The organism is Vibrio sp. AK197 (genome assembly GCF_053903115.1).
This window is the reverse complement of the sequence record NZ_CP096430.1, coordinates 153,944-165,902: the sequence shown is the minus strand read 5'-3', so window position 1 is coordinate 165,902 and position 11,959 is coordinate 153,944. Positions and strand designations below refer to the sequence as shown.

The window sequence follows — 11,959 nt, the reverse complement described above, 5'->3', positions numbered from 1 at the left end:
TCTCTACTGGTTAGCTTCGATAGGCAGATTGGCACGTTGCCAAGCTTCAAACCCACCATCAACACTATACACCTGCTCAAAGCCTTGGTTAACCAGATATTGGGCAGCCCCTTGGCTGCTAATTCCGTGATAACACATTACTAAAATAGGCTGCTCAAACTCGACATCATCCATAAACGTTACCATGGTATCGTTCGTCAAATGGAATGCGGAGGCAGCGTGAGCCACGGTAAAAGATTGCGGGTCGCGAATATCAACTAAACACGCTTCCCCTTGTTCTAACAACGCCTGAGCACCGGCGACATCGATATGTTTAAACTGGTCCATTTTACTTTCTCTTATCTCTTTTTTTGAATAACTCATTGTAACCTATCCCAAGGTGCACATGTAGAGACCAAGTGTAGGGTTATCCACCACAGACTATTTTTTATTCATTTGTGGATAAAGCTGTGGATTACGTTGATAAAGTGGTTTAATTTTAAATGATCCACTATATGTAGTGTTGATCCTGATTTTTATGTGGGTAAAAGAAAAACTATCCCCATGAAAATACGTGGCTTCAGCCCTTTATTCACCCTGCTTTCTTACAGTTGACAAAGAAATTTATCACAGACTTATACACAGGCTGCTTAAGTAAATTTGATCAGCCATTATGCTCAGATATAAAAAAACCGAGATCATTTGATCTCGGTTTTTAGCAACGTGGCTGTCTAAGTTAAAACTCGTTAGATGTCGCCGACTGCGGATTTCAATTTCTTCATGGCGTTTTTCTCTAGCTGGCGAATACGTTCAGCCGACACACCGTAAGTTTCCGCCAAATCCTGTAACGTGGATTTTTGATCATCCAACCAGCGTGAACGCACAATATGCTGGCTGCGATCATCCAAACTGGCTAACGCTAAGTTAAGGCGATTATTGGTGTGAGCTTCCCAGTTTTCAGCTTCAAGGTTTTCCGCCACATCAGAGGCTTTATCTTGTAAATACAGCATCGGGGCTGAATACGAGCTACTTGAATCTTCGTCATCACTATTGGACATATCAAATGCTGCATCTTGCGCCGCGAGTCGAGATTCCATTTCACGCACTTCTGAAGGCTCAACCCCCAGTTCGCGAGCAACCGTTTCGATCTCACCGTTGTTAAACCAACCTAAACGCTTTTTAGACTTGCGCAAATTAAAGAACAGCTTGCGCTGCGCTTTTGTGGTCGCAATTTTGACAATGCGCCAGTTACGAAGCACGTACTCATGGATTTCTGCTTTGATCCAATGCACAGCAAACGACACCAAACGCACCCCGACTTCAGGGTTGAAGCGTTTGACGGCTTTCATTAGACCAATGTTGCCTTCTTGAATTAAATCGGCCATCGGCAGACCATAACCAGAATAACCTCGAGCGACATGCACAACAAAGCGTAGGTGCGATAGAATCAAACCTTTCGCTGCCTCGATTTCGCCATCGTAGTAGAGTCTCTCCGCCAGTTCACGTTCTTCATCCGCCGACAGCATAGAATAGCTGTTGACTGAACGAATATAGCCATCAAGGCTATCTTTGGTGACTACGGCCATTGGATAAGCTTGGTTAGTCATTCAATTCCTCATCAAATCTGATATGGAGTACTTTTTAACTGATCCATCTTGAACCTAAAATGAACAAGTTTCAAGCAAGGGCGGCTATTATCCATAACTCATCCCTCAATACAACCTATCAAAGTATACGGTTGTGGTAGTGATTTTCAATAGTATGACCTTGAGCCATTAAACAGGTTCAATTTCTTTTAAATGGCGTTTCGCTGAAACCTTCGCCGCCAAGCAACCAATAAAGGTCCCCAGCATCAGTAACAACAAAGTTTCATCCCAGCCAAGACCAATCAAACGGAATTGACTGTCGTACAACTCTGCTAATGTCGCCACACTGTAATTGAGTAATACGGTAATAATGGCCGTTAGTATCCAAGCCGCCAATGCACCTAATAACCCAAACCACATTCCTGAATACAGATAGGGGCGCAAAATATAGGTATCCGTCGCTCCAATCAGCTTCATGGTCTGAATCGCTTCTTTATCAGCCAGCACGTTAAAACGCAGTGTATTGCCGACGATCAAGAATACCGAACACAGCATCAAGAACGATAAGATAGAGACAATCGCGCTGACCAGCGTGCGAATCGCATCCAGACGGGTTAACCAATCTTCATCCATCCGCACATCGGTAATACTTTCATCTTTACGCAGTTGACTGGCGATCGAGGTCATCACGGCTTGGTCATCTACTCGTGGTGTCACCACCAGTACCGGAGGTAAGGCGTAGTTATCAAGTAGTGAAATCGCTTGATCAAATCCAGAATATTCGCTCAGTTCCGCGAGCCCTTGCTGCGACGAAATATATTCGACGGTTTTGACGTCATCACTGGCTTCAAGCTGATCTTTTAGCACCATAATCTTCGCTTCGGGCGTCCGCTCTTGGATATACGCGCTAATTTGCGAAGGCGTTGCGACATCATTCGATACCGCCGCCACATTTTTGCCCATCAGATACAAACAAGCGGGCAAAGCAAGCGCCATTGAAATTACCGCCAAAGTCAATATGTTGCCCAAAGGTCGTTGCCATAATTCGCCAAATGAGGCTTTAGCTTGCTTATAGTGGATAGCAAAGAAACCGTCGGTTTTTTTGACTCGTGTGGTTGCTGTCTGTTTGCCTTTCTTGGCTTTAGTGCGGGTATTAACGGCCATAATCTTGCACCTCGCTCAGAAAGCCTTGGTTCAGTTCCAGGTGGCGATATTGAGGACGAGTGTTAACCAGTTCAATATCATGCGTCGCAAGAATAATGCTGACGCCTGCGCGGTTAAACTCTTCAAATAGTTTCAATACCAAATTCGATAAATCGGGGTCGAGATTACCTGTCGGCTCATCAGCCAATAGCAACGTTGGTCGATTGACTACCGCCCGTGCAATACCCACCCGCTGCTGTTCACCACCAGAAAGCTGGCTTGGATAGCTGCGTGCTTTGTCCAGAAGCCCCGTTTTATCGAGTGCTGCACTTACCCGCCGCTTAATGTCATTCTCTGAGATCGACTCAATACGCATAGGCAGTGCGACGTTTTCATACACGGTGCGATCCATCAATAAGCGATGATCTTGAAAAACGATGCCAATATTGCGGCGTAGAAATGGAATGTCTTTGGTTGGGATACGAGTAATATCGTAATCATTGAAACTGATTTTGCCGTCAGTAGGACGTTCAATCGCACAAATAAGCTTGAGTAAGGTGCTTTTTCCGGCTCCTGAGTGGCCGCCTAGAAACGCCATTTCTCCACGACGAAGATGAAAATCGACTTTCTGCAGAGCCTGACGTCCACCTCGATAAGCTTTACTGACTTGCTGAAACTTTATCACCCGTCAATCCCTCTTTTATGAGCGTTATTATTGTAGAGGGGCGACTTTGCGCCCCTAATGATTAGTCTTCTCGGCTAAATAGCGCATCGATAAATTCTTGAGTCTCAAATGGACGCAAATCTTCAATTCCCTCACCCACACCGATAAACCGAATCGGGATTTGGAATTGATCGGCGATCGCGAAAATCACCCCACCTTTCGCTGTGCCATCCAGTTTGGTTAGCGTAATACCGGTGATCGGAGCAACTTCACTGAATAATTTGGCTTGGCTAATGGCATTTTGCCCTGTGCCGGCATCCAGCGTCAGCATGATTTCGTGAGGCGCAGAGTCATCAATTTTCTTCATTACACGGACAATCTTACGCAGCTCTTCCATCAAGTTGGCTTTATTTTGTAAACGACCAGCCGTATCCGCTATCACAACATCAACTCCACGCGCTTTCGCCGCTTCTATGGCATCGTAAATTACGGAAGCACTGTCTGCGCCAGTGTGCTGCGCAATGACAGGAACTTGATTGCGTTCCCCCCAAACCTGCAACTGCTCAACCGCCGCCGCGCGGAATGTATCCCCAGCCGCCAACATCACTTTTTTCCCTTGAGATTGGAACTGTTTTGCCAATTTACCGATCGTGGTGGTTTTGCCCACCCCATTAACTCCAACCATCAAAATGACGTAAGGAGTTTTAGTGCTATCGACCTCTAGAGGTTGCTCAACTTGCTTAAGGATGTCTGACATTTCGTCTTTCAGCAGGCCGTAAAGCGCTTCACCATCTTTTAAAGCTTGATGCGACGCTTTTTCCGTCAGGTTATCGATAATTTTGACCGTTGTGTCCATTCCCACATCGGCGATAAGTAGCTGCTCTTCGAGATCTTCAAACAGCTCATCATCGATTTTTTTGCCCTTAAATAACCCGAAGAAACCAGCACCGATGTTTGATTTGGTGCGTGCCAAGCTGCGTTTAAGGCGAGCAAAAAAGCTCTCTGTCGGTTTCTCTTGCTCTTGAACTCGAGGCGTCTCTGGTGCTTGAGGTTCTACCTCTTGCTCGGCTTCATGTTGCTGGGCTGAAACATCGTGATCCGCCTCAGTGTCGCCCTCAACACTGGCTTCTTCCGTAACCGATTTAGCTTCAAGTTCTTGTTCTTCGGGCGTTGTTTGTTCTTCAGCGACTGATTTGGCCTGCTCTTCATCGCCAAAACCTAGCCAGGAAAGTAAACCGCGCTTCTTTTTTTCCGTCATCAGGGAATATCCTAGATCTACTGAATTAATGCTTCTGGCTCTTTATCACAAGGATTATCCCTTTTGTGAAAAGAGGAATGACAAAGTCGTGAAAAGTTTTCTCTAAACTGGGTGATTGACTCACTACGGCATTGCCGTGAAAGATGCATCATCTCACCGTTAAGGGTACACTCTGTCACCAATCCATATCTGAACTGCTCCGGTGACGCTCATGAGCGATCACTGGGTAACGGATTATAGTATCACTTAATTTGCGGTCAAAAAATCTATGGCAAGACGTCCACAGCAAAAAGCCTCACAAAAACGTGCTTCAAGCGGCTTTATTCGCATTATTAGCGGATTATGGCGCGGCAGAAAACTTCCCGTTCACGATGCGCAGGGACTTCGTCCCACCACAGATCGCGTCAAAGAGACACTCTTTAACTGGCTTGCTCAAGATATACCAGGCGCAATCTGTTTGGATGTTTTTGCCGGTTCTGGTGGTTTAGGGTTTGAATCCGCATCACGCCAAGCACAAAAAGTGACGTTGGTTGAACTCAATCCAGCCGCATTTTCCGTATTGAAGAAAAATGCACAAGCACTCAACGCCGACAATATTGACGTGGTCAACAGCGATGCATTGCAATACTTAAAAACCTCACCCACTCCACAAGATGTGGTGTTTATCGATCCTCCATTTCGTCAGGGCTTGCTTGCCGAAACCATGCATTTGCTCGAAACACAGGGGTGGTTGGCCGAAGGGGCTCTGATTTATATTGAAACAGAAAAAGAATTGACTTTAGACGGCGTTCCGCAAAACTGGCGACTGCATCGAGAAAAGTCCGCTGGCCAAGTCAGCTATCGTTTATTTGAAAGGACCCCAGTATGAAAGCGTTATTAATTGCAGCCAAAGCCGCAATCGGTTTTGTGTGGTTGGTTCTGCTGCTGAATATTGTAATGCCATTTCCAGGCAAAGCGGCGGTCGCCTTGTATATCATGACCGCGTTCCTATTTATTATGCACGGCCTACAAATGCTGATTTTTGTTGGAGCCTTTGGCGATAAGATCACCATGAGCCGCTGGGAAAAATGGTCAATTTTAGTGTTTGGTATTTTTGCTTTACTTGATATTCGCCGTAAGCATATGACCTAACAACGAAAAAGCCGCGAATGCGGCTTTTTTTATGGTGACGGTTTCGAGGCAACGCCTTCATCTTGGGGCAACTCAACACGAGAAAGTTCCGCCCGAGTTTTCGGCAAGCACTGTGGATAATGCTCCTGTACAAAACGAATCATCTCTTCACGAACGTAACAGCGTAAATCCCAGGCCACCGGCGAGTTTTTTGCGGTCATCAGTAAACGAATCGTCATAATATGATCGGTACAATCACTGACTTGAAATGCCTTGGCTTGCCCATCCCACATCTCTGTATTGTCCAACACTTTGTCAAAATGCTCACGTAAAGGCTCAAGTGGCATGGTGTAGTCTGTATAGATAAATACGGAGCCAAGAATTTGTGCGGTATTTCGCGTCCAGTTCTGAAAAGAGTTCTCTGTGAAATAAGTGATGGGCAGAATTAAACGGCGCATATCCCAAATTCGAACTACCACATAAGTGAGGTTAATTTCTTCAATCCAGCCCCACTCACCTTCGACGACGACGGCATCATCGATTTTAATTGGCTGAGTAAAAGCAATTTGGATTCCCGCAAACAAATTGGACAAGGTTTTCTGCAACGCGAAACCAACGATAATACCTGCAACACCCGCACCGGTTAGAATCGTCGTGCCATACTGACGAACACTATCAAAGCTCAATAAAATAATACCCGTCGCTATAAAGGCGATAACAACGATGGCAATTTTTTTGACGTAAATAATCTGCGTGCGTGCTTTACGAGCTTTGAGGTTATCCGCCATCGAGATGTCATAACGCTTAAACAACACATCTTCAACCACTCTCACCAAACGAATCAAAATCATCGCCAGCGAAATCACAATCAGCATTTGGAGAACCTGCCGCAGCAAGTCAATGCGTTCCGCACTCAGAGGCAACCAACCGGCCCAAACATGAATGATGATACAAGGAATAAACAGTAGAATACTGCCTTTTAAATGCCGCTGAAGGGACTCAAACAAAAAGCGATCACCCCGTCGTGCATTGAATTTAAGCACACTAAACATCACTGCTCGGCATAGAATGCCGATCAGGAAGGCAATCGCCACCAGTGAAATGGTGGCAATCAGGGGGTAAGTCGTAAAATAGTATTCGGGATGAAGTTGCATATTTTCATCCTAACCAGCGATCAAAAAACGATCAACCTTGCATATAGCTTTTTAATCCATCGAGGAACATTTGCGTCGAGATCATCACCAATAACAAGCCCATCAAACGCTCTATCGCTTTCAGGCCTCGCTCACCCAAAATGCGGTGGAAGAATCCATAAAACATCAAAATAATGAAGGTACCAACCCAAGCTAAAATAACGGCAATCGACAACTCAACCATTTGTGTTGGATATTGGTTTGATAACAGTAACAACGCAGCAATCACCGAAGGCCCGGCGATCATCGGAATGGCCAACGGGACGATAAAAGGTTCTTCACCAGCAGCTAGCCCAGTAATGCTTCCTGCACTAGGGAAAATCATCCGAATCGCAATAATAAACAGAATGACACCACCCGATATACTTAAGGTCTCAGGTTGCACATGTAAGAAGTTAAGGATGATCCGTCCCGCATATAGGAATAACAACAAAATAGCCAAAGCACACAGCAGTTCACGCACGAGAACTTTACGTCGACGCTTAGGATCCAGATGTTTCAGAATGGATAATACAATGGGCAGGTTGCCTAGAGGATCCATAATCAAAAACAACATCGTCGCAGCAGAAAAGATTTCCATAACTAAAATACGCCTCCATCGGCAAACAAATATTCGCGTTTTATATCGATATCCTCAATCGACGACTTCCACCATTTTGGTTATTTCTAGCGAGGTTCAAGAAGCCCGCCCTGACTCCTTGGGCAAACGAGCTACACAAGACCACAGAATGAGAACTGATTCAACTATTGGCTGATAAGCTGCTTCAAATTTAATAAAATCACAAGGTTAAGAATAGAACAAAGCCGACCAAATACATTTGGTCGGCTTTGTTATTTTCGGCTTTTAACGCGAAACAGATAGATTAGTGGCTGCACACTCGTGCTTCGTTCATCGTCCATTTATCATCGACTTGAACGATTTTCTGATTGCGCTTAAAAAACGCCATTAAGCTATCGAAGTCAAACCCGTCTAGTTTGCATGTACGAAAGCGTACGTCAGCGCCAAATTGTTTTTCTACCACCGTTTGTAATTCACTTTCACTCATCGGCGTTGCTTTCAATAGGTTCAGCACTTTATGTGCGTGGATTTCTTGAGACATAGAGCCCTCTGTCACTGACATTGTGTAATGAGAAGCCCAAGCATACGCAACAAGTAGAAAAAAACTTTGATTTTAGATAATCAAGGAGGCGGTAATCAGTGAGTGTGCCAATAAATAACTGCCTGATATCCAGTACTGGCCAGCTTTAAATGTACGTCGGTGATCGTGTACCGCAAGTAAGCCAGCGGAAATGGCCAACACCATCGTCCCGAGCATACCCATCGCCGTCGCTATCGTCGGCGTGATTAACCACACTTGCCCGGCCGCCCAATTCAGCTGTAAGAGCATCATTCCCATGATGGCAACCGGAAAAATCAAACGATCTATTTTAGGTAGGAAAAGGAAAAACACCACAATACCACCAGCAAAGAGCATTGAGGGAACCCACCAGACAATGTCCCCAGAGAGCTGTAACCAAAAAGATTTACTGTAACTCAACTGAGCCAAGAGAAAAGCCACAAAACTCAGCTTTAAATGACGCTTCAAAATATACAGGGAATCAGCGATCACCGAGATCAACAGCCCAACAGCAATCCACAATGCTGGCGCATCTAGCTCATGACGAAATGCCACCATGGTCAATAGCAGAACAAAGCTAAATGCTTGGAATAAGGCCGCCTGAATTTTTTGATTACGTTGATTCGCTGAAATGCTGATAAAACCCGATAGCGCGACGGACAACCAACTCCACATGCAAACACCTCTTGTTATTTCCGCCGCCAGTGTAGGCTGCCGCAATGATAAGTCCAGAGAGCAAAGTAAAAACTTCGATCTTGATTAGGCTTATTTAACCCTTAAATTCCCTTATCAAGCAAGGGGTATTCCTAACCCATTAAGTATTTAAATTTAAAATCCCCACTCTAAAAGAGCCACAAACTCTCATATATGGCACATCAGAGAGCGGTATTGATAAAAGTCTTAAGTTAACGAACACAAAAAACGAAAGCAAACGATTGCTAAGTGATAGTTAAAATCAAAAAAAATATTAATGTTGTTATTTAACAAATAGTTAATTAGATAAAATCAACAAAACCATATCATGATTATCTTCTTTTAATTTCCCTCTCAATGAGGGTAGATGACCAAATCAAAAAGACTCAGTTGCTAGGATCTGGCTCTGCGTATGATAAACATTTTCTATCGTGACCAATAATTTTTAAGATTAAAGCAACAAAATAAGCTTCAAGACCGAAAATACATAAAATAGACAAAAACAATTATGTACACTTTAAAATACAATAATAAACAAATTAAAAACAATAAGTTACATCAAAATATAAACCTTAAAACTAGAAAAGAACAATATATAGACACCTCAATTATCCACCTTTAATTGCTATAAAAATGTCAAAAAACCCAGAGTAAAGTTAGACTTTTGAAGTCTAGAAAATAAAACTTGATCAAAACCACATAAAACTGATATTCTAAAAATAATGAAGTGGAACATCACCAAATAAAGGAGCAGTGTCATGATTACATCTTCACAAAAACAAGGACTTGTAATGATTGCGGTAGTGGTTGGCCTTATGGCACTGCCATTGATGTACTAGCAAGAATACAATTAACAAAAAGGGACGCATTTGCGTCCCTTTTTGTTAATTGCTGATTTAAGCACCACTTTTTCGTAAAATCGCTGCATTTAGCACCAATATAGGCAATGGGTGATTTTTTGAAAAACGACAGTTAGAAATGTTCAGACAACATATCCCAATGCATGTAATAGAAAGCCAACGCTGCCAAGGTAATCATCGTCATTAATGATAGAGCGACTCTCCAAATAAAACGGCTGCTGCGTGGGGTTAGCTCTTTTTCACACTCATCACAAGCCGAAAGAAAGCCGGCACGATCATCAAGCTTATAATCGTCTTCATGGACGATTTTATTTCTGATCGTCGCGACGTAACGTAACTTGGCAACAATCTTATGCGGCAAGCGTTCTTCACAGCTGGTGATCAGTTGATGAAGTCCCTTGCCTTCTGCATGATATTGAACTCGCAATAACTGCTCGAGTTTTCGCGTCCTCAATACCACTTTTTCAATATCAGACATACTCTCCCTCCATCACTGTTTGAGTTTAGGGGGTAATCGTGGATTTCTCTATATCTATCCTGAATTAATTGCCGCAAGCAAGTCAATTTATACAAAATAATCAACCACTAAGATAAGGGTCACAAATTAAGCGCCCTCAGGTGATATGACTCGAAGTTTGAAGCAATTCATCCACTCGTATGTTTAAAACGCCAAACGATTAACACACTATTTGCGTCAGATCTGATTACAATAAACCGTTAATAAGGAGGGGCTTATGCCGTTACTCATGTTTATCGCAATATCACTATTGATGGTAGTGGCAGGGCTTGGTTGCTATCGCTTGTACTTGCAACATAGCCAAGGTCATCATGCCGTTGAGAAAACCATTGAAGTGACCGTACTCGATAAGCAGATGCTGGAAAACCAACAGCATGACTCGTTTATAAGTAACGCCAATAGCTACTGGATTTGGGTGCAGAAGGGGCGCTTTGGCCCCAAGCGCGAGTTCGAGGTCACTTTTGATTATTTTCAAGTGTTAAACCCTGGAGATAAAGGGCAGCTCACTTACCACGGCGACCAATTCATCCACTTTGCTCTGCAACGTTAGGGCAATAACCAACGCGTTTTTGATGAACGTCCGAGTACCCAACTGACCAACAAGGCTCCTGCACCGCTCAGAACCACCCATAAAGGAATAACCCATACTGGGTGACCTTGATACCAGCCGTAGGCTTTCATTGGCCACAAAAAGATGGGGTGTAAAAGATAAATCCCTAAGCTGTACTTACTGATAAAGCTGATAACCCGCTGCGTGCGAGCAGAGAAAATATTGCCCACGTATTTACAACACATAAAAATCATACTGGCGGCGAGTACAACGTTAATGGTTTTATAAGATAACCAACGCCCAACCGTATAATGATCAGCTTCAATACTGTTCATAACGACCATAAAGACCGTCCACACTAAGGCAGCACTACCCAATAAAATAAATAGCGTGATAATCCAGCCTCGCAACGGAACCTTTTTATACAGCAAATAGCCAAGAGGAAGATACCCAGTATACAGCCACAACTGGTGGCTCCAAGGGCCATCAATTCGCAATAAATAGCATACCGTCGTCACCAGCCAAATAAGGGTAAAGGCAACAATCGCGCTCGTATCTAAGCGCTGAACCATTAACTGCAAAAAAGGAATCACAAAATAGAGCGGAATAAAGTAGTAAAAAAAGCCAAGGTGATAATACGTCGCGTGCTCCGGGCTGTGCTCTAGTACCTGCTTAGAAACCTCGGCATCATAGCCATCAGCGCTCCAGCCAGAAAGGTAAGCATAAAACAGAGACCAAATGAGAAAAGGAATTAAGACTTTACCTAAACGGCGTCGCACATAATAACTGGCGTTGAACGGCCGTTCATCACTCAGCATCAAAGCACCAGTAATCAAAATAAATACCGGTACTGCCCAGCGTGAAATACTGTTAACACTCACCGCAGTCAACCAGTGGTCAAATGGAATTTCACCGAGCTCTGTTCGATAAGGTGCTAATACATGAATAGCGATCACTGCGATCGCCGCGACGCAGCGCATCAAGTCAAAAAACAGTACCCGTTCTCTCATATCACCTTACTCTGAATCAAAATTCGCTTGACTATAGCATGCGCAAAAATCGCCTCTGTTAATTTTTAACAAGTTGTTTTACAAGCTAACGTTAGCTTAGCGCTTCCAGAAGATCTTAAGTCCAAAACCGCCAAAGATAGCTGATAGTTATATCAACTTCTCTGTATTGAGACAGCGTACTGAATGCAATTCGTTCTAGAATAGGTCTCCCTTCTCTGTGAGATGGGTTCGCCTTAATGTCCAGCAAGTCTATCGTTAAGCGAAAGTTTTTCCCTTTT

General features: G+C 43.8%; 14 protein-coding genes. 3 read left to right on the top strand and 11 right to left on the bottom strand.

Translation table 11 applies throughout. The features are described 5' to 3' along the window. Window positions 1–3: 3 nt before the first annotated feature. The 5 genes from glpE to ftsY all read right to left on the bottom strand — a co-directional run bounded on the left by glpE (window position 4) and on the right by ftsY (window position 4,630). A complete protein-coding gene (gene glpE, locus M1D72_RS07885; RefSeq protein ID WP_456297369.1) occupies window positions 4–327 on the bottom strand; it encodes a thiosulfate sulfurtransferase GlpE in 324 nt (107 codons plus the stop codon). A gap of 398 nt (window positions 328–725) precedes the next feature. Further along, the gene (gene rpoH, locus M1D72_RS07880) at window positions 726–1,586 is read right to left on the bottom strand and encodes an RNA polymerase sigma factor RpoH (protein ID WP_390197175.1); all 861 of its coding nucleotides are present in this window, start codon (window positions 1,584–1,586) and stop codon (window positions 726–728) included. Window positions 1,587–1,754: 168 nt separating this feature from the next. After that, the gene (gene ftsX, locus M1D72_RS07875) at window positions 1,755–2,729 is read right to left on the bottom strand and encodes a permease-like cell division protein FtsX (RefSeq protein ID WP_456296556.1); all 975 of its coding nucleotides are present in this window, start codon (window positions 2,727–2,729) and stop codon (window positions 1,755–1,757) included. Further along, the gene (gene ftsE / locus M1D72_RS07870; protein ID WP_390197168.1) at window positions 2,719–3,393 is read right to left on the bottom strand and encodes a cell division ATP-binding protein FtsE; all 675 of its coding nucleotides are present in this window, start codon (window positions 3,391–3,393) and stop codon (window positions 2,719–2,721) included. The genes ftsX and ftsE overlap by 11 nt, the downstream gene beginning before the upstream one ends. Window positions 3,394–3,454: 61 nt before the next feature. Further along, complete coding sequence (gene ftsY / locus M1D72_RS07865) at window positions 3,455–4,630, bottom strand: signal recognition particle-docking protein FtsY (protein WP_390197166.1); 1,176 nt, start codon at window positions 4,628–4,630, stop codon at window positions 3,455–3,457. 268 nt (window positions 4,631–4,898) lie between these two features. On the opposite strand from ftsY, the gene rsmD reads away from it, so the two are divergent. Both rsmD and M1D72_RS07855 read left to right on the top strand, forming a co-directional pair. After that, window positions 4,899–5,498, top strand: a complete 600-nt coding sequence (gene rsmD / locus M1D72_RS07860; RefSeq protein ID WP_456296555.1) for a 16S rRNA (guanine(966)-N(2))-methyltransferase RsmD — start codon at window positions 4,899–4,901, stop codon at window positions 5,496–5,498. Then, window positions 5,495–5,761 (top strand): DUF1145 domain-containing protein, encoded by a 267-nt coding sequence (locus M1D72_RS07855; protein ID WP_390197161.1) that lies wholly within the window; start codon window positions 5,495–5,497, stop codon window positions 5,759–5,761. Before rsmD ends, M1D72_RS07855 begins: the two co-directional genes overlap by 4 nt. A 29-nt stretch (window positions 5,762–5,790) precedes the next feature. On the opposite strand, the gene M1D72_RS07850 is transcribed toward M1D72_RS07855, so the two are convergent. The 5 genes from M1D72_RS07850 to M1D72_RS07830 form a co-directional block, all read right to left on the bottom strand. Next, on the bottom strand, window positions 5,791–6,894 hold the full coding sequence (locus M1D72_RS07850; protein WP_390197159.1) for a mechanosensitive ion channel family protein: 1,104 nt from the start codon (window positions 6,892–6,894) through the stop codon (window positions 5,791–5,793). 31 nt (window positions 6,895–6,925) lie between these two features. Beyond that, window positions 6,926–7,513, bottom strand: a complete 588-nt coding sequence (locus M1D72_RS07845) for a YhgN family NAAT transporter (protein WP_390197156.1) — start codon at window positions 7,511–7,513, stop codon at window positions 6,926–6,928. 283 nt (window positions 7,514–7,796) lie between these two features. Continuing rightward, on the bottom strand, window positions 7,797–8,033 hold the full coding sequence (locus tag M1D72_RS07840; protein WP_456296554.1) for a YecH family metal-binding protein: 237 nt from the start codon (window positions 8,031–8,033) through the stop codon (window positions 7,797–7,799). A gap of 72 nt (window positions 8,034–8,105) precedes the next feature. Continuing rightward, window positions 8,106–8,726: a lysoplasmalogenase gene (locus tag M1D72_RS07835; RefSeq protein WP_456296553.1), complete on the bottom strand. Its 621-nt coding sequence runs from the start codon at window positions 8,724–8,726 to the stop codon at window positions 8,106–8,108. A gap of 990 nt (window positions 8,727–9,716) precedes the next feature. Beyond that, a complete protein-coding gene (locus M1D72_RS07830; RefSeq protein WP_456296552.1) occupies window positions 9,717–10,082 on the bottom strand; it encodes a DUF4145 domain-containing protein in 366 nt (121 codons plus the stop codon). 256 nt (window positions 10,083–10,338) lie between these two features. Between M1D72_RS07830 and M1D72_RS07825 the strand changes: the two genes are divergently transcribed. Further along, window positions 10,339–10,671: a DUF2500 domain-containing protein gene (locus M1D72_RS07825; protein WP_390197141.1), complete on the top strand. Its 333-nt coding sequence runs from the start codon at window positions 10,339–10,341 to the stop codon at window positions 10,669–10,671. On the opposite strand, the gene M1D72_RS07820 is transcribed toward M1D72_RS07825, so the two are convergent. Continuing rightward, the gene (locus M1D72_RS07820; protein ID WP_390197138.1) at window positions 10,668–11,681 is read right to left on the bottom strand and encodes an acyltransferase; all 1,014 of its coding nucleotides are present in this window, start codon (window positions 11,679–11,681) and stop codon (window positions 10,668–10,670) included. The genes M1D72_RS07825 and M1D72_RS07820 overlap by 4 nt on opposite strands. Window positions 11,682–11,959: the final 278 nt, after the last annotated feature.